Raw genomic sequence first — 18,166 nt, 5'->3', positions numbered from 1 at the left:
GCTGCAACTCCGGGAGATGATCATGAACAGAAAATCCTGGTGGATGGCCACCTTGATGCTCGCGAGCCTTCCTGTGACAGCAGGAAGCCTGTTCGATCCTGTCGAGCTTAGCGACGCCGAACTGGCGCAGCTACGCGGGCGCTACGTTTTGCCAGACCGCATTATCAGCTTCGGTGTCGTGATGAGTTCGTCGTGGCAGAACGGCTCTGGCCAGATCGTGGGTGCGCAGGTGGCACTCAATGTCGCAAGTGGCCAGTCGCAGCCGTCGTTGACGGTCAACATGATCAACCAGGCCGGGGCAGGTGGCGTGGTCACCGCCGGGACGGGCCAGGTCATCGGCGGTGCGGGTCTGAACACAGTGCAAGGCATCGTCCAGAGCGTACGCACTGCAGGGGATTTCAATAACGGACTGAACGACGTCAACGTCAGCGTCAGTACCGGAGGCGCTTTACAGGCAACCCCGGTGGGGCAGGCATTTACTGGCTCCGAAAGTTTCAGCAACTCCGCAGGTGCGGTGCAGGTCAGTACTGCCAATGGAGGGCTGCAGATAGCCCTGCAGGCAGCGAACGGCCAGGGCATCAGCACCCAACAGATCGGCGGTGGAGGCGTGGCGCAGCACGCCAACATCGGTGGCTCATTGAATACGGTACGCAATCTTGCCGAGCTGAATGTGGCGCTGCGCGACAACACCCGCAACGTGAACATGACCAATTGTCTGGAACAGCTCAGGTCCCTGCGCCAAGGCGGTTATTGACCGAGGCAGGGCTCATCAAACCAATCACAAGGATGTTCGCCATGCGACCACTTTGTCGTTTTGTCGTTGCGCCGTTGGCATTCTCCCTTACCGTCCCTTTGGCCATCGCTCAAGAATCGCCGGAAGTACAAGCATTGTTGCAGGAGTTGCAAGCGCTCAAGCAACGTTATGAGGCCCAGCAGAACGCATTGATGATTCTGGAACAACGATTGCGTCAGGTGGAGGCTCGGGGTGCAGCAACGAAGGCCGTGCCGGCATCCCAGGTAGCCCAGGCGGGTGGCAGCGCTGCATCGGCAGGTGGCACCGGTTATGGGACAGCGCTCAAGGACAGCGCCGAGCCGCCGGCCAGCGTCGAGGATCTTTATCAGGAGGCCAGTGGCTTCTTTGGCAACGGCACCTTCAGCATCGAGCCCGGCATCACCTACAGCCATTACGATTCCCGCCAGCTGTTCCTCAATGGCTTCCTCGCACTGGATGCGATCTTCCTCGGTAACCTGGGGGTCGACCAGATCAACGCCGACACCTACACCTTCGATCTGACCGCCCGCTACAACTGGGCGCAGCGATGGCAGTTGGATGTCAACACGCCCTGGATCTACCGCGAGACCACCTATCAGTCATCTGGCGCCGGTGGATCCACCTCGGAGATCAGTGAGGCGACTGTCACGGGTGACCCACGGCTGGGCGACGTCAGTGCAGGGATTTCCTACAAGTTCCTCGATGAGGCGCCGGGTGTCCCTGATGCGGTATTCAGCCTGCGGGTCAAGGCACCTACCGGGGAGGAGCCCTACGGCATCAAGATCGACCCAGTACCGGGCAACAACAACCTCAACGTGCCGGAGGATTTGCCCACTGGCAATGGTGTGTGGTCGGTTACCCCAGGCATTGCACTGGTCAAGACGATGGACCCAGCAGTGGTGTTCGGCAACCTCTCGTACACCTACAACCTTGAAGAGGACTTCGACGACATCAGTGCGCAACGCGGCGTGAAGGTGCCCGGCAAGGTAGAACTGGGTAACTGGTTCCAGTTCGGCATGGGCATCGCCTTTGCGCTGAACGAGCGGGCCAGCCTGTCGATGTCTTTTTCCGAGCTTGTCAGCCAGGAAAGCCGTATCAAGCCAGATGGCCAAGGTTGGCAGACAGTGACCGGAAGCGACGCGAATGCGGCCTACTTCAACATCGGGATGACTTATGCTGCCAGCGATGATCTGACTGTGGTTCCCAACCTGTCGATCGGGCTTACGCCGGATGCGCCGGATTTTTCCTTCAGCCTCAAGTTCCCGTACTACTTCTGACGTGTAATGGCGCCCTGCGGTAGGCTATGCCTGTCGCAGGTGTGGGCTAGATGATGCCGTGCTTGTGCAGGAGCCGATAGAAAGTGGGCCGCGAAATACCAAGCGCCCGGGCGGCCCTGCTCATGTTTGTTGTATGCACTGACATCACGTCTTCCAGTGCTTGCCGCTCGGCGCGGCACAGATAGTCATTCAGGGTCCCTCCACAGGTCTCGAACCTCGCAACTTCAACCTCCAGGCCCAGATCTATCGGCCCAACCTGCCGCCCCTCGGCGAGGACCTGCGCACGCCGGACTCGGTTGGCGAGTTCGCGCACATTACCCGGCCAGCCATGGGCAACCATCGAGGCGATGGCCGCAGCACTGAAATCACGTGGGCGCCGCCCGACCTCATTTGCATAGAAGTCGGCGAAGTGATCCGCCAGGAGCGGGATATCCTGCTTTCGCTCGCGGAGTGGAGTGGCCTGGATCTGGAGGACGTTCAGCCGATAATACAGGTCCTCGCGGAAGCGGCCCTCGGCAACGGCGCTCTCGAGGTCGACATGAGTCGCGGCAATCACACGCACATCGACCTCAATGGGGGCATTGCCCCCAACCCGCTCGATGGTTTTCTCCTGGAGGAAACGCAGAAGATTGGCTTGCATCTCCAATGGCAGGTCGCCGATCTCGTCGAGAAACAATGTGCCGCCATTGGCAGATTCCAGGCGACCTATCTTGCGCTGGTGCGCTCCGGTGAATGCTCCTTTTTCATGGCCGAACAGTTCGGACTGGATCAGGCTTTCGGAAATGGCGCCGCAGTTGATCGCCACGAATGGGCCCTCACTACGACGCGATTGCTGGTGCAGGGCCTTGGCCACCAGCTCCTTGCCGGTTCCGCTTTCACCGCGAACCAGAATGGCGGAGTCGGTCTGTGCAAGCTTGGTCACCAGTTTGCGCAATTGAATTATCGACGGACTATGGCCAACCAGTTGGTCGTGTCTCGCCCCTGTCGAGGCCCTGGCCATGCGTCCGCGCAGGCGGGCCATGCCGAAGGCCCGTCCCAGGACGCATTGCAGCCTTGGGGTATCGAAGGGGAGGGTGTGAAAGTCGAAGAACCACTCACCGATAAAGTCCCCAATCTCCTTCGAACGCAAAGTGTCCGGGCTGACAACGGCAATCCATTCCGTGCCGCTGTTCCGAATCAGTTGCTTGACTGATTCCGGTCGCTTCAAATGGTGAATCTGCAGCCGAAGCAAACCTACATCGCACACCTGTTCAATGGCATGCTGCAGTGCGCAGCTTTCCACGTCCCAACCGTTGTTCCTCAACAAAGGCAACAACGCTTCGCAGTCTTTGCAAGGGTCGACTACCAATAGACGTCTGACGGCAGTACCAACAGAATCGAACATAACCAGTCCTTGGCGCCACGTTCTGGATGTCCAACTAAAACAAGGTGTTGGCGCAAGTACGTTGAAAGCTAGCAATGTCTTTCAAAGCCGTTGCGCCATTGGTCAGTTGAAATTAGCGTGCCAGTATTGGCTGTTAGACCCTATTCCAGACAGTTTGTATGGATAAAGGACAAAACCTTTTGTCGAAACGTGCCGTGAAGTGCCGGAAAACACCCCACCGAGGCCCCTGGTGAACATCGATACCCGCATCAAGTTCCGTCACCTGTTGTGTTTCCTCGAGGTTGCCCGCCAGGGCAGCCTGGCGCGGGCCGCTGACCAGATGGCGGTGAGCCAGCCGGCCATTTCCAAGACGCTCAAGGAACTTGAGGATCTTCTCGACGCCAGCTTGTTCGACCGCAGCAAAAGCGGTGTCAGCCTGACCGAAGCAGGTCTGGCCTTCATGCGCTATGCCGGGCCATGCGTGCAGGCCTTGCGTGACGGGGTGAACAGCTTGCGGGAGGGCGAGTATGCCGCCGGCATGGTGCGAGTGGGCGTGCTCTCGACCGTGGAGGGCCTGCTGGTGCCCGAGGTGGTGCGCAGGCTCCATGAGCGCCATCCGGCGCTGGTTGTCAGCGTGCTCACCGGCCCGAGCGCCTACCTGTTGTCGCAGCTGCGGGTCGGGGAGCTGGACCTTGTCGTTGGGCGCATGACTGAGAGCCCGGAGATACAAGGTCTCTCCTTCGAGCACCTGTACAGCGAGTCCATGACCCTGGTGGTGCGACCAGGTCACCCGTTGCTGGAGCAGGGTCGCGAAGGCCGCACGCTGGCAGGCTTTCCGCTGGTATTGCCGCTGGCCGGGACTACCATCCGCAAGCATGCCGACAGTCTGTTCGTGCAAAGCGGGATCAGCCCGCCGCGCCAGCGTCTGGAGACCCTCTCGCTGACGCTCAGCCGCCGCTATGTGATGAGCAGCGATGCCGTGTGGATTGCGCCCATGGATGCCGTCCGCCTGGACCTGCGCAGGGGCGAGTTGGCTGAACTGGACCTCGGCCTGCAGGAGCCGGGTGGTTCGGTGGGTATCTGCAGCAATGCCTCGCTGCCGCTATCACTTGCCGCGCAGTGGTGCGTCGAGGTGCTGCGCGAGGCGGCGGCTGACTACCGTGAGGGGCGACTTCCATAACCATCTGGTTATGGCTTGGCGGCATCTTTTCAGTTTTCTGCTTTCCTCGACTGAATGAGACTAGGTCCACCGTTCGCTGCCCTGTACCTGAACCGCTCCACTACTCCAACAAGAGGAAGCCCTGATGTCCCATGCGGAAAACAGCCGTTTCGTCACCCGTGATCGAAACTGGCATCCGAAAGCCTTTACGCCCGACTATAAGACATCGGTCGCTCGTTCCCCGCGCCAGGCGCTGGTAAGCATTCCCCAGTCGATCTCGGAAGCCACTGGCCCGGATTTCTCCCACCTGAAAATGGGTGAGCATGACAACGACCTGCTGCTCAACTTCAACAACGGCGGACTGCCCATCGGCGAGCGCATCATTGTCTCTGGCCGGGTCTTCGACCAGTACGGCAAGCCGATCCCGCACACCCTGGTGGAAATGTGGCAAGCCAACGCTGGCGGCCGCTATCGACACAAGAACGACCGCTATCTGGCACCTCTGGATCCGAACTTCGGCGGCGTCGGCCGTGCCCTGACCGATAGCGAAGGCAACTACTGCTTCCGCACCATCAAGCCCGGCCCTTACCCCTGGCGTAACGGTCCGAACGACTGGCGTCCAGCGCACATCCATTTTTCCATCAGCGGCCCGTCGATCTCCACCAAGCTGATCACCCAGCTGTATTTCGAGGGTGACCCGTTGATCCCGATGTGCCCGATCGTCAAGTCGATCACCAATCCGGATGCAGTGCAGACACTTATCGCCAAACTCGACATGAGCATGGCCAATCCCATGGATTGCCTGGCCTATCGCTTTGACATCGTTCTGCGCGGCCAGCGCAAGACCCACTTCGAAAACCGCTGAGGAGCCACGCGCATGCCTATCGAACTGCTGCCGGAAACCCCTTCGCAGACTGCCGGCCCCTACGTCCACATCGGCCTGGCCCTGGCGGCCGCCGGTAACCCGACCCGTGAACAGGAAATCTGGAACGAGATGGCCAAGGCCGATGCACCGGGCCAGCACATCCTGATGATCGGCCACGTCTACGACGGCAATGGCCACCTGGTCCGGGACTCCTTCCTGGAGTTCTGGCAGGCCAACCACGAGGGTGTCTACGACCGTGCCTTCGATGTGGAGAAGCCGTTCAATTGTTTCGGTCGTACCGCCACCACCTTCGACGCCGGCGAATGGACACTGAAGACCGTCAAGCCTGGTGTGGTGAACAACGCCGCTGGCGTGCCGATGGCGCCGCACATCAACGTCTCGCTGTTCGCCCGCGGCATCAACATCCAGCTGCAGACGCGTGTCTACTTCGAGGATGAGGCCGAGGCCAACGCCAAGGACCCGGTGCTCAACCTGATCGAGCAGCCGCAACGTCGCGAAACGCTGGTGGCCAAACGGTGCGAGGTGGACGGCAAGCTGGCCTACCGCTTCGACATCCGTATCCAGGGAGAAGGCGAGACCGTGTTCTTTGACTTCTAAGATTGAAGAACCCGCTCGGGATACGCTGGTCGAACCGGTCGGCCAGCGGATCGAGCGACACTTCGAGGTGCTGCTGGAGGCCCGAGGTTATCGGGCCGATACAGCGCAACGCGCTGCCATTGCCCATCTCGGGCAATGGCTCGAGGTGTTTCTGGCAGGACGCAAAAGCTGGCTACGGCGAACGGCTGTGGGGGTTTATCTGTGGGGGGGCGTGGGGCGCGGCAAGAGTTTCGTGATGGACGCGTTCTTCGCTGCAGTGCCGCTCAAGGACAAGCGTCGTGTGCATTTCCACGGCTTCCTCGCGGAGCTGCAAGTGCGTATGCGGGCCCATGCCGGCCAACCTGACCCGCTCGCCCTGGCTGCGCGGGAGTTGGCAGGCGAGGCACGATTGCTGTGCTTCGATGAATTCCACGTCCACGACATTGGCGATGCCGTGCTACTTGGGCGGCTGCTCAAGGTGATGGTGGAGGAGGGGACGGGCGTGGTGTGCACCTCCAATTACCACCCTGATGGCCTATGCCCCAACCCGCTGTATCGCGAGCGCTTCAAACCGGCCATCGCGCTGATCGAGAAACGCTTCGACGTGCTGGAGCTGGACGAGGGCGAGGACTATCGGCAACGCGCAAGCATATTGGAGGCCTGGGGCCGCCACTGCTGGCCGATTTCCAACTTCGTCGAGGGTGAGTTCGAACGCCTCCTCGGCCTGACGTCTGAGGCCTTGCGTGACGTGTCCCTGATGGTCCACCAGCATCCGATGCACCTGCTGGCCCAGGAAGGGCAATGTGCCTGGCTGGCCTTCGATGAGCTGTGCCGCAGGCCGCACTCCAGTGCCGACTTCCTCTGGCTCAGCCAGCAGTTCCGCCACCTGGCCGTCAGCGCTGTACCGTGCCTTGCCGAGGAACCGATCGATGTCCAGCAACGCTTCGTCAACCTCGTCGATATCGCCTACGACAGTGGTCTGCGCTTGCAGCTCGGCAGCGAAGCGAGCCTGGCCGAGCTGTGCCGTGGCACGCCCCATATGGATTTCTCGCGGACCCACAGTCGCCTGCAGCAGCTCAGCCAGGTGAAGCCCGCGATGAATGGACACTCTGTTATCTGATAGAAACGGCGAGCTCAGACATGCTTCAGATATTTGGCATCACCGCGCCCATCTTCATCCTCATCGGGATCGGGTTCCTCTCATCGCGCGCAAGCCTGGTCAGCCGCGAGCAGGTTGCCGGCCTCGGCAAGTTCGTCATCACCTTTGCCTTGCCTGCTCTGGTGATCAAGGCGCTCGTCGAACGTCCACTGGATCAGGTTTTCGATCCCGTCTACGTGCTGGCTTATGGCCTCGGTTCGCTCCTGGTGTTCTGCCTGGGATTACTGTTCTCTCGTATGGTGCGCAAGGACACGCTCACCGGCAGCGCGCTGAGCGCCCTGGGGATGTCGGTCTCCAACAGCGGTTTCATCGGCTACCCCATTGTCGTCATGGCCCTTGGTGCGCCAGCGGCGGCCGCTCTGGCACTCGGCATGCTGGTGGAGAACCTGCTGATGATTCCGCTGGCCCTTGCGATTGCAGAGTTAGGCCACCAGAACGGCTCAAGCGCCAGGGCTGCCGTGCTGGAGACCTTCAAGCGTCTGGCGCGCAACCCGATCATCATCGCCATCAGCCTTGGCCTGGCCCTGGCGGTGCTGGAAGTGCGCCTACCAACGATTGCGATGAAGGTGGTGGAGATGCTGGCGATGGCATCGGCTCCGGTCGCGCTGTTCGTCATCGGCGGCAGCCTGAACGGGCTGAAGGTTGGGGGGTTGCTCAAGGATGTGGCTCAGCTCAGCCTCGGCAAACTGCTGCTGCATCCGTTGGCGGTGCTGCTGTGCTTTGCGCTGCTGCCGCCGGTCGACCCGGTGATGAAGGTCGCCGGTGTGCTCTTCGCTTGCTCGCCGATGATGAGCATCTATCCCATCCTCGGTCAGCGCTATGGCCTGGAAGGCCGCTGCGCCGCGGCACTGGTGGTGGCAACCGTGCTGGCCTTCATCACCATCAGCTTCTTCCTCGGGGTGCTGGCCTGAGGGAAATGCCTCGACCCGAATGCTGCTGTCTATTCTCAATGGGCTGGCCCGGTGGCCAGGCCCGCACGATGTGCGGTCCACCCCAGTACGAGGAGGCGGCGATGAGCAATCGATTGAGTGAGGAAGGACTGGACCTGCTATTCCGCCAGGCGCGCACCCACAGTGCCTGGCTCGACAAACCGGTGAGCGACGACACGCTCAAACAGCTTTATGACCTGATGAAATGGGGGCCGACCAGTGCGAACTGCTGTCCGGCACGGATCCTCTTCCTGCGCACCCCCGAAGCCAAGCGCCGGCTATTGCCCGCACTGGCTCCGGGCAATGTCGACAAGACCATGGCGGCGCCAGTCACGGCCATCATCGCCTATGACCTGAAATTCTACGAACAGCTACCGAAGCTCTTTCCTCACACCGATGCCCGCGCGTGGTTCGCCAACACACCGGAGCTTGCCGGCATCACCGCGCGGCGCAACAGCTCGCTGCAGGGTGCCTATTTCATGATCGCCGCACGAGCACTTGGGCTCGACTGCGGGCCCATGTCCGGGTTCGACAACGTGATGGTCGACCATGAGTTTTTTCCTGCAGACGGAGAGACCAACGCTTTCCAGCTGGAACATTTTCCAGACAGCCATGTGAAGGTCAACTTCCTCTGCAACCTGGGCTACGGCGACCCGGCCAAGCTGCACGCGCGCGGCCCACGCCTGGAGTTCGACGAGGTGTGCAAGCTGCTCTAACAGGTGGATGGCAGCAGCGCTCGGAAAGCCAGCCCCGGACGCGTGTTTGGCGCGCCGGGGTTATGGCACCTGCGTGGGGGTGTTTCGGCTGCGCCTCATGAGCACAGCCGCAGCCCGGGGCCCCGGTACCTGATCAGTGGCTGAGGTTGAAAACCTCGGGGCGCCGAAAGCCGCGCCAAGGTAGAAGGCAAGGGCGATAGGGTCAATTGCGATTATCGAACTTTGGTTCGATAATCGGCCGAAACCAGCATTCCCCTGATCTTCAAGGACAACAAGAATGAGCGACGAACAACGCGTGCCACTGCCTCCACTTGCGCCTCCGATCATCGCCTCGCCGGCCAAGCGCATCGAGGCCTTCACCGGCGACCCGAACTTCATGACCTCGTTGGCCCGTGGCTTGGCAGTGATCCACGCGTTCCAGGAACGCAAGCGTCACCTGACCATCGCCCAGATCAGTCATCGCACCGAGATTCCCCGTGCCGCGGTGCGTCGTTGCCTGCATACACTGATCAAGCTGGGCTATGTCACTACCGATGGGCGCACCTATTCGCTACTGCCGAAGGTCCTGACCTTGGGCCACGCCTACCTCTCGTCGACACCTCTGGCGGTAACCGCCCAGCCGATCCTCGACCGCCTCAGCGAGCAACTGCACGAGGCGTGTTCGATGGCCACCCTGGAGGGTGACGAGATTCTCTACATCGCTCGCTCGGCCACGCCACAGCGTTTGATCTCGGTGGACCTCAGCGTCGGCAGCCGCCTCCCAGCCTATTGCACGTCGATGGGGCGCATTCTCCTGGCCGCGCTGGACGATGCGGCGCTCACCGACTACCTCGATCATGTCGATCTGCAGGTGAAGACCAGCCGCACCGTGCATACCCGCGAAGGCTTGCTCGCCAGTATCGAAGAGATTCGTCGCCAGGGCTGGGTGATCATCGATCAGGAGTTGGAAGTCGGCCTGCGTTCAGTCGCGGTGCCGGTGCGCGACTCCGCCGGCCAGGTACTGGCAGCGCTCAACGTTGGTACCCATGTGGGCCGCATCAGTCGCCAGGAGCTGGAAAGTCGCTTCCTACCCGCGTTGCTGGAGGCCAGCAAGGAGCTCAGTACGCGGTTGTTCCACTAACAGGGATTGCTCGCTGCCGTGGTGCTCTTGGTGGAGGGCGAATGTGTTCCCCCCACAAGGGATTAGCCAAGCGCTCTCGGCAAAGTGTTCGCTGATCGAACGCTTTGCCAGGGGTCGAATTGAATAGCCACTAACCTACTCGTAAGGTCTGCCCGCCTGATGGCTCGGCAATGAGCCCAAGATGTAACCGTTTATCTTTGCTTGAGGCGCGCGGTGGAAGCCTCAAATAGAATCGACGGTATCGGACCATTAGCGCTTGTCTGCGTGACATGACGCTCATGGCATAAGAACTACAAGAGTGCCTGGTAATGGATAATCGCCTGCTGAGTGAACGCAGTAGGGTGTTCGAGCGTGCGGACCCCTACGCCGTGTCCGGATATGTGAACCAGCATGTCGGGACGCACTGCATCCGTCTGCCAGCTGCAGGCCATCCGGAAGCCAGCCTCAATCACCGCAAGTTCGCCAACCTGGACCTGTGCCGGATCAGCTATGGCGGCAGCGTGCGGGTTACCTCGCCAGCCCTGGAGACCATCTACCACCTGCAGATACTTCTCAGCGGTCATTGCCTGTGGCGTGGCCATAAGCAGGAGCATTACCTGGCGCCGGGCGAGTTGCTGTTGATCAATCCTGACGACCCGGTCGACCTGACTTACTCGGACGACTGCGAGAAGTTCATCCTCAAGCTGCCGACTACTTTGCTCGAGTCGATCTGCCAGGAGCAACGCTGGCATTACCCGAGCCAGGGCGTGCGCTTCCTGCAGAACCACTACCAGCTGGACGAGCTGGAGGGCTTCGTAAACCTGCTGGCGATGGTCTGCAACGAGGCTGAGACCGGTGACCCACTGCTACGGGTGCAGGAGCATTACGCGCAAATCGTCGGTAGCAAGATGCTGTCGCTGATGAAGACCAACGTCAGCCGAGAAAGCCTGTGCTCCCAGGCAGCCTCGTTTGAACGAATCCTGGATTTCATCGACAACAATCTGAAACAGGACATCAGCAGCGAAGCCCTGGCGCAGCAGGCCAACATGAGCCTGCGCTCGCTCTACGCGCTGTTCGAGCGTCACCTCGGTACCACGCCCAAGCACTATATTCGGCAGAAGCGGCTGGAGCGCATTCGCGCCGCCCTGGCCGACCCGAGCTGCAATGTGCGCAACCTCACTGAGCTGGCGCTGGACTACGGTTTCCTGCACCTGGGACGATTTTCCGAAACCTACCGCAATCAGTTCGGCGAGTTGCCTTCGGATACCCTGAAGCGCCGGGGCTTGTAACGGGTCTGCTGCTGTTCCTGTGTGGGCGAATTCATTCGCTGAGCAGACCGCAGGTCTGTCCTGGGACCTATCAGGGGGCCGCGGTGCCGCCCATAGCGAATGAATTCGCCCCCACAAGGTATACGGGCCACGCCCTGTACCAGCCTTCCGCTACAACCACCACCACTCTGCACAAAACGGATAGCGATCTGCAAAAAGCGGATATTGCCCGTCCCCTCGCATCCCTAACCTGACCTGGCCTGAACAATAACAACGGAGGCCCTGGCCATGTCCTTGGGATTCGAGTTCCTTCATTCGCTGCTTGAAGAAGACAAGGAAAAGGGTGTCTACCGCTGCAAGCGGGAGATGTTCACCGACCCGCGTCTGTTCGAACTGGAGATGAAACACATCTTCGAAGGTAACTGGCTGTATCTCGCCCACGAGAGCCAGATCCCCAACAAGAATGACTTCCTCACTACCACCATGGGGCGCCAGCCGATCTTCATCGCGCGCAACAAGGATGGTGAGCTGAATGCCTTCCTCAATGCCTGCAGCCACCGTGGTGCCATGCTCTGCCGGCACAAGAGCGGTAACCGCTCCTCCTATACCTGCCCGTTCCACGGCTGGACCTTCAACAACTCCGGCAAGCTGCTCAAGGTCAAAGACCCGGCCGAGGCTGGTTACCCGTCCAGTTTCAACTGCGAAGGTTCCCACGACCTCACCAAAGTTGCTCGTTTCGAGTCCTATCGCGGCTTCCTCTTTGGCAGCCTGAACCCTGATGTGAAGCCTCTGCTCGAGCACCTGGGCGAGTCCGCCAAGATCATCGACATGATCGTCGACCAGTCGCCGGAAGGCCTGGAAGTCCTGCGCGGTTCCTCGAGCTATATCTACGAAGGCAACTGGAAGCTGACCGCTGAGAACGGCGCTGACGGTTACCACGTGAGCTCTGTGCACTGGAACTACGCCGCCACCCAGAACCAGCGCAAGCAGCGCGAGGCGGGCGAAGAGATCAAGACCATGAGCGCGGGAAGCTGGGCCAAGAACGGCGGGGGCTTCTACTCCTTCGACCACGGCCACCTGCTGCTCTGGACTCGTTGGGCCAACCCCGAGGATCGCCCGCTCTACGAGCGTCGCGACGAACTGGCCCAGGACTTCGGCCGGGCCCGGGCTGACTGGATGATCGAGAATTCGCGCAACCTATGCCTGTACCCGAACGTCTACTTGATGGACCAGTTCAGCTCGCAGATCCGTATCGCGCGGCCGATCTCCGTCGACAAGACCGAAATCACCATCTACTGCATCGCGCCGAAGGGCGAGAGCAGTGATGCCCGCGCCAAGCGCATCCGCCAGTACGAAGACTTCTTCAACGTCAGCGGTATGGCCACTCCGGACGACCTGGAGGAGTTCCGCTCCTGCCAGATGGGCTACCAGGGCAACCGTGGCTGGAACGACATGTCCCGCGGTGCCGAGCACTGGGTGGAAGGCGCCGACGCTGCTGCCCAGGAAATCGACCTGCACCCGCTGCTGTCCGGCGTACGCACCGAGGACGAAGGCCTCTTCGTCCTGCAGCACAAGTACTGGCAGGAAACCATGCTCAAGGCCGCCGCCGCCGAGCAGCAACTGATCCCCGTGGAGGCCGTGCAATGAGCATCTCCTACGACGCCGTGCGCGACTTTCTCTACCGCGAAGCGCGCTATCTGGACGACAAGGATTGGGACAACTGGCTGGAGCTCTACGCGGCTGACGCGAGCTTCTGGATGCCATCCTGGGACGACAACGACGAGCTGACCGTCGACCCCCAGACCGAAATTTCGCTGATCTGGTACGGCAGCCGTGGCGGTTTGGAAGACCGGGTATTCCGCATCAAGACCGACCGCTCCAGCGCGACCATGCCGGACACCCGTACTTCGCACAACATCAGCAACATCGAGATCCTCGAAGTCGCCGACGGCTTGTGCAAGCTGCGCTTCAACTGGCACACCTTGAGCTTCCGCTACAAGACCGTGGACAGCTACTTCGGCACCAGCTTCTACACCCTCGATGTGCGCGGCGAGAGCCCGCTGATCAAGGCCAAGAAGGTGGTTCTGAAGAACGACTATGTCCGCCAAGTCATCGATATCTACCACATCTAGGGTGGCCGCCATGTCCCACAAGATCGCACTGAATTTCGAAGATGGCGTCACCCGTTTCATCGACGCCAGCGCCGGCGAAACCGTGGCCGATGCGGCCTACCGCCAGGGCATCAACATCCCGCTGGATTGCCGTGATGGCGCCTGCGGCACCTGCAAGTGCTTCGCCGAAGCAGGCCGTTATGACATGGGCCAGGACTACATCGAAGATGCACTGAGCGAAGAGGAAGCCGAGCAAGGCTACGTGCTGACCTGCCAGATGCGCGCCGAGAGCGACTGCGTGGTGCGTGTGCCGGCGTCCTCCGACGTATGCAAGACTCAGCAGGCGAGTTTCGAGGCCAGCATCAGCGAGGTACGCCAGTTGTCCGACAGCACCATCGCGCTGTCGATCAAGGGCGAATCCTTGAGCAAGCTGGCATTCCTGCCGGGGCAATACGTCAACCTCAAGGTGCCGGGCAGTGAGCAGACCCGCGCTTATTCCTTCAGCTCCCTGCAGAAGGATGGCGAAGTCAGCTTCCTGATCCGCAATGTGCCGGGCGGTCTGATGAGCAGCTTCCTCACCAGCTTGGCCAAGGCGGGCGACAGCATGACCCTGGCCGGCCCGCTGGGGAGCTTCTACCTGCGCGACATCCGTCGCCCGCTGTTGCTGCTGGCCGGTGGCACTGGCCTGGCGCCCTTCACTGCAATGCTGGAAAAGATCGCAGAGCAGGGCAGCGAGCACCCGCTGCACCTGATCTACGGCGTGACGCACGACTTTGATCTGGTGGAGATGGACAAACTTGAGGCGTTCGCCACGCGTATTCCCAACTTCACCTACAGCGCCTGCGTGTCCAGCCCCGCAAGCAGCTACCCGCAGAAAGGCTATGTGACACATCACATCGAGCCCAAGCACCTCAACGAGGGCGATGTGGACGTCTATCTGTGCGGCCCGCCGCCCATGGTGGAGTCGGTGAACCAGTTCATCCGCGAGCAGGGCATCCAGCCGGCGAATTTCTATTACGAGAAGTTCGCTGCTTCAGCGGCGTAAGCGAATGCCCTCGATCTAACGCACGTCTTGTAGGAGCGAGCTTGCTCGCGAACCGCCTCGCGCGGAGCTATTCGCGAGCAAGCTCGCTCGTACAGACACCGTATAGGTTACGAGCCATTTTCAAGAGGCTGCCATGAGCAACAGATTCCAGAACAAAGTCGCGCTGGTCACCGGCGCTGCCCAAGGCATCGGCCGCCGTGTCGCCGAGCGGCTGGCGGAGGAGGGCGCGCGGGTCGTAGCCGTGGACCGCTCCGAGCTGGTCTTCGAGCTGGCCGACCAACTGGGTCCCGATGCCCAGCTGCTGGCGCTGACCGCCGACCTCGAGCAGTTCGTCGAGTGCCATCGTGTGGCTGCCGCCGCGGTGGAGCGCTTCGGCCGCCTGGATATCCTCATCAACAATGTTGGCGGCACCATCTGGGCCAAGCCCTATGAGCACTACCAGGAACACGAGATCGAGGCCGAAGTGCGTCGCTCGCTGTTTCCCACGCTCTGGTGCTGCCACGCGGTGCTGCCCTACATGCTGGAACAGGGTGCAGGCGCGATCGTCAATGTCTCGTCAATCGCCACTCGCGGGGTCAACCGCGTGCCTTATGGCGCAGCGAAGGGCGGAGTGAATGCGCTGACTGCCTGCCTGGCGTTCGAGAACGCCGAGCGCGGCATTCGCGTCAATGCGACTGCGCCTGGTGGCACCGAAGCGCCACCGCGACGCATCCCGCGCAATACCGCCGAGCAAAGCGCACAGGAGAAGGGCTGGTACCAGCAGATCGTCGACCAGACGATCGACAGCAGTCTGATGAAACGCTACGGCACCATCGACGAACAGGCTGGCGCGATTCTCTTCCTGGCCTCGGACGAAGCGTCCTACATCACCGGTGTAACCCTACCTGTAGGCGGAGGTGACCTGGGCTGAATGCTCCCTCGTAGGATGGGTTGAGCAACGCGATACCCATCGATGCCGATGTGATGGGTATCGCTCCGCTCAACCCATCCTGCAGGCTCACAAATGGGCACCGTCACGCGCCCATCCCAGCGGTTTCTACACAACAAAAACAAGAGACAGATGCCATGCGAAAAATCGACGTACACGAGATCATCGATAACGCGCGCTTTACCGGCTTTCACTGGATGGTGATGTGCTGGTGTGCGCTCCTGCTCATCTTCGACGGCTATGACTTGTTCATCTACGGCGTGGTCCTGCCCGTCCTGATGAAAGAGTGGGGCCTGTCTCCGCTGGAGGCGGGGGCGCTGGGCAGCTACGCGCTGTTTGGCATGATGTTCGGCGCCCTGGTCTTCGGCTCGCTCGCCGACAAGATCGGCCGTAAGAAGGGCATCGCCATCTGCTTCGTGCTGTTCAGTGGGTTTACGGTGCTCAACGGTTTCACCAGCAACCCCACGGAGTTCGGTATCTGCCGCTTCATGGCGGGCCTGGGCATCGGCGGGCTGATGCCCAATGTGGTGGCGCTGATGAATGAGTACGCACCGAAAAAGCTGCGCAGCACCCTGGTTGCCATCATGTTCAGCGGTTACTCGCTGGGCGGCATGCTGTCGGCGGGTGTCGGCATTTACATGTTGCCGCGCTTTGGCTGGGAAGCGATGTTTTTCGCCGCCTTGCTGCCGTTGCTGCTCCTGCCGCTGGTCCTGTACTTCCTGCCTGAGTCTGTGGGTTTCCTGCTGCGCCAGGGCCGCGTGGAGCAGGCTCGCGCGATCCTCAAGCGGGTCGACCCACAGCGTGAATTGCATGATGACGACCGCTTGGAACTCACCGAGGTGAAAACCCAGGGTGCGCCGGTACTGGAACTGTTCCGCGAAGGGCGCGCGCTGCAAACCCTGATGATCTGGGTCGCGTTTTTCTGCTGTCTGCTGATGGTCTACGCACTGAGCTCCTGGCTGCCGAAGCTGATGGCCAACGCGGGCTACAGCTTGGGTTCAAGCCTGTCGTTCCTGCTGGCACTCAATTTCGGCGGGATGTTCGGCGCCATTGCCGGCGGATTTCTTGGCGATCGCTTCAATCTGCCGAGGGTCGTGGCTGGCTTCTTCATTGTTGCCGCGGTGTCCATCAGCCTGCTGGGCTTCAAGAGCCCGACGCCGGTGCTCTACCTGCTGATCGGTATTGCCGGCGCCACCACCATCGGCACGCAGATCCTGCTGTATGCCACCGCCGCGCAGTTCTATGGGCTGGCGTTCCGTTCCACCGGTCTCGGTTGGGCTTCGGGTATCGGCCGTAATGGCGCAATCGTCGGCCCGCTGCTGGGGGGCGCGCTGCTCGGTATCAACCTGCCGCTGCAACTGAACTTCATGGCCTTCGCAATTCCGGGTGCCGTTGCAGCCGTGGCTATGTGCTTGGTTTACCATCGCCAGCTACAGCAGGCTCCGCTGGCCACAGCGGCTGAAGCGCAGGGTTGATCCAGCGCTGTACCTGAAGAACGCCAGGGCCTTGGAGGAAGCATGCGCAGTTTGATGAAGGACCTTTCGTTGTCGGCGTTGGTGGCTGGTTTCATCGCGACGCTGATTTCCTATGCCGGGCCGCTGGTGATCGTCTTTCAGGCGGCCAAAAGTGCCGGGATGTCGGCTGAGGCACTGTCCTCCTGGGTGTGGGCGATTTCCATCGGCAGCGGTGTGCTGGGAATTGTCCTGAGCCTGCGCTTCAAGGTCCCTGTGGTGATCGCCTGGTCAGCGCCGGGCTCCGCCTTGCTGGTATCGATGCTGCCGGGTATCAGCCCGAACGAAGCGGTGGGCGCCTACATCCTCGCCAACGGCATCATCGTGCTGGTGGGGCTGTCCGGTGCCTTCGACCGTATCGTCGGCAAGCTGCCGGCCGCCATTTCGGCGGCCATGCTGGCGGGTATCTTGTTCAGCTTCGGTACACGACTGTTCGTTTCGCTGAAGGACAAGCCGGTCATGGTGCTGGCCATGTTCGTGACCTACCTGCTGTTCCGCCGGCTGGCGCCGCGTTATGCGGTGATGGCAGTTCTGGTGGTGGGTTGCGTTATCGCCGCCAACTCCGGGGAGTTGAATAGCTCGGCGCTGGTGATCGGTCTGGCCACTCCCAGGTGGATCGCGCCGGAGTTCAGCTGGCACGGGCTACTCAACATCGCCCTGCCGCTGGTAATGGTTGCGCTGACCGGGCAGTTCGTGCCGGGTGTTGCAGTACTTCGGAACCACGGTTATGCAACGCCGGCCAGCCCGATCATTTCTGCCAGCGGTCTGGGCAGTCTCCTGTTGGCCCCCTTTGGTTGCCACGGTCTGACCCTGGCAGCCATCACTGCCGCCATCTGCACCAGCCGCGAAGCGCACGAAGATAAAGGCAAGCGCTACATCGCCGGTGTGGCCGGCGGAGTGTTCTACCTGGTGCTGGGTATCTTCGGTGCCACGCTGGTGTCGATCTTCAGCGCCTTTCCCAATGAGCTGATTGCGGCTCTGGCGGGCCTGGCCCTGTTCGCCGCGATTGCGGGAGCGCTGGCCGGCTCGATGGCTGTGCCCGATGACCGGGAGGCAGCGCTGATCACCTTCCTGGTGACGGCCTCCGGCATGTCCTTCCTGGGGCTGTCGGCCGCGTTCTGGGGGCTGATCTTCGGCTTGGCCGCACACCTGCTGCTCACCGTGCGAACAGCGCCCAGAACGATACCCGATGACACGGAGGCTTTGGAGGCCGACCGCTAGTTCGCTGTACCCGGCGCGGGATCCCTGCGGGAGCTGTCCGCAGCCCGCGCCAGTCTTTCCCCCCTTGCGTGCATGCCCCAGGGCCCGGTTCAACCAACCGTTTCCAGGGTAGGGGGAGTTTCGTCCCTATAAAAACAAGAGTGGTG

Annotated in this window: 17 protein-coding genes; 16 read left to right on the top strand and 1 reads right to left on the bottom strand. The window is 61.2% G+C overall.

Features of this window, described 5'->3' with window-relative positions:
• Window positions 1-22: 22 nt before the first annotated feature.
• Together OXH74_RS21515 and OXH74_RS21510 are read left to right on the top strand one after the other, a co-directional pair.
• Complete coding sequence (locus tag OXH74_RS21515) at window positions 23-754, top strand: hypothetical protein (RefSeq protein WP_375738773.1); 732 nt, start codon at window positions 23-25, stop codon at window positions 752-754.
• A 41-nt stretch (window positions 755-795) separates the two neighbouring features.
• Window positions 796-2,049 (top strand): hypothetical protein, encoded by a 1,254-nt coding sequence (locus OXH74_RS21510; protein WP_375738772.1) that lies wholly within the window; start codon window positions 796-798, stop codon window positions 2,047-2,049.
• Between the two features lie 46 nt (window positions 2,050-2,095).
• Here OXH74_RS21510 and OXH74_RS21505 read toward each other — a convergent pair whose 3' ends face one another.
• On the bottom strand, window positions 2,096-3,433 hold the full coding sequence (locus OXH74_RS21505) for a sigma 54-interacting transcriptional regulator (RefSeq protein ID WP_375741661.1): 1,338 nt from the start codon (window positions 3,431-3,433) through the stop codon (window positions 2,096-2,098).
• 229 nt (window positions 3,434-3,662) lie between these two features.
• Here OXH74_RS21505 and pcaQ point away from each other — a divergent pair, with 229 nt between their 5' ends.
• The 14 genes from pcaQ (at window position 3,663) to OXH74_RS21435 (ending at window position 18,020) form a co-directional block, all read left to right on the top strand.
• Complete coding sequence (pcaQ, locus tag OXH74_RS21500; protein ID WP_375738771.1) at window positions 3,663-4,592, top strand: pca operon transcription factor PcaQ; 930 nt, start codon at window positions 3,663-3,665, stop codon at window positions 4,590-4,592.
• A 124-nt stretch (window positions 4,593-4,716) separates the two neighbouring features.
• Window positions 4,717-5,436 carry a protocatechuate 3,4-dioxygenase subunit beta gene (gene pcaH, locus OXH74_RS21495; protein ID WP_375738770.1) on the top strand — a complete coding sequence of 240 codons (720 nt, stop codon included), beginning with the start codon at window positions 4,717-4,719 and terminating at the stop codon, window positions 5,434-5,436.
• Between the two features lie 12 nt (window positions 5,437-5,448).
• Window positions 5,449-6,054, top strand: a complete 606-nt coding sequence (gene pcaG, locus OXH74_RS21490) for a protocatechuate 3,4-dioxygenase subunit alpha (protein ID WP_375738769.1) — start codon at window positions 5,449-5,451, stop codon at window positions 6,052-6,054.
• Window positions 6,044-7,153, top strand: coding sequence for a cell division protein ZapE (gene zapE / locus OXH74_RS21485; RefSeq protein WP_375738768.1), 1,110 nt, complete (start codon window positions 6,044-6,046; stop codon window positions 7,151-7,153). Before pcaG ends, zapE begins: the two co-directional genes overlap by 11 nt.
• A 20-nt stretch (window positions 7,154-7,173) precedes the next feature.
• Complete coding sequence (locus OXH74_RS21480; protein ID WP_375738767.1) at window positions 7,174-8,103, top strand: AEC family transporter; 930 nt, start codon at window positions 7,174-7,176, stop codon at window positions 8,101-8,103.
• Between the two features lie 101 nt (window positions 8,104-8,204).
• Window positions 8,205-8,837 carry a malonic semialdehyde reductase gene (locus tag OXH74_RS21475; RefSeq protein WP_375738766.1) on the top strand — a complete coding sequence of 211 codons (633 nt, stop codon included), beginning with the start codon at window positions 8,205-8,207 and terminating at the stop codon, window positions 8,835-8,837.
• A gap of 277 nt (window positions 8,838-9,114) precedes the next feature.
• Entirely contained in the window at window positions 9,115-9,957 is an 843-nt protein-coding gene (locus OXH74_RS21470) for an IclR family transcriptional regulator C-terminal domain-containing protein (RefSeq protein WP_375738765.1), read from the top strand.
• A 308-nt stretch (window positions 9,958-10,265) separates the two neighbouring features.
• Window positions 10,266-11,225: an AraC family transcriptional regulator gene (locus OXH74_RS21465; RefSeq protein ID WP_375738764.1), complete on the top strand. Its 960-nt coding sequence runs from the start codon at window positions 10,266-10,268 to the stop codon at window positions 11,223-11,225.
• 267 nt (window positions 11,226-11,492) lie between these two features.
• Window positions 11,493-12,851, top strand: a complete 1,359-nt coding sequence (gene benA / locus OXH74_RS21460) for a benzoate 1,2-dioxygenase large subunit (RefSeq protein ID WP_375738763.1) — start codon at window positions 11,493-11,495, stop codon at window positions 12,849-12,851.
• Window positions 12,848-13,336 carry a benzoate 1,2-dioxygenase small subunit gene (gene benB / locus OXH74_RS21455; protein WP_375738762.1) on the top strand — a complete coding sequence of 163 codons (489 nt, stop codon included), beginning with the start codon at window positions 12,848-12,850 and terminating at the stop codon, window positions 13,334-13,336. Before benA ends, benB begins: the two co-directional genes overlap by 4 nt.
• Window positions 13,337-13,346: 10 nt before the next feature.
• A complete protein-coding gene (gene benC / locus OXH74_RS21450) occupies window positions 13,347-14,360 on the top strand; it encodes a benzoate 1,2-dioxygenase electron transfer component BenC (RefSeq protein WP_375738761.1) in 1,014 nt (337 codons plus the stop codon).
• 133 nt (window positions 14,361-14,493) lie between these two features.
• Complete coding sequence (locus tag OXH74_RS21445; RefSeq protein WP_375738760.1) at window positions 14,494-15,270, top strand: 1,6-dihydroxycyclohexa-2,4-diene-1-carboxylate dehydrogenase; 777 nt, start codon at window positions 14,494-14,496, stop codon at window positions 15,268-15,270.
• A 155-nt stretch (window positions 15,271-15,425) separates the two neighbouring features.
• Complete coding sequence (locus OXH74_RS21440) at window positions 15,426-16,763, top strand: MFS transporter (RefSeq protein WP_375738759.1); 1,338 nt, start codon at window positions 15,426-15,428, stop codon at window positions 16,761-16,763.
• Between the two features lie 42 nt (window positions 16,764-16,805).
• Window positions 16,806-18,020 (top strand): benzoate/H(+) symporter BenE family transporter, encoded by a 1,215-nt coding sequence (locus OXH74_RS21435; RefSeq protein ID WP_375738758.1) that lies wholly within the window; start codon window positions 16,806-16,808, stop codon window positions 18,018-18,020.
• Window positions 18,021-18,166: the final 146 nt, after the last annotated feature.

The sequence above is a fragment of the Metapseudomonas boanensis genome, assembly GCF_042232855.1.
Classification (GTDB): domain Bacteria; phylum Pseudomonadota; class Gammaproteobacteria; order Pseudomonadales; family Pseudomonadaceae; genus Metapseudomonas; species Metapseudomonas boanensis.
The sequence above is the reverse complement of the archived record's forward strand: the minus strand, read 5'-3'. Positions and strand labels throughout refer to the sequence as shown.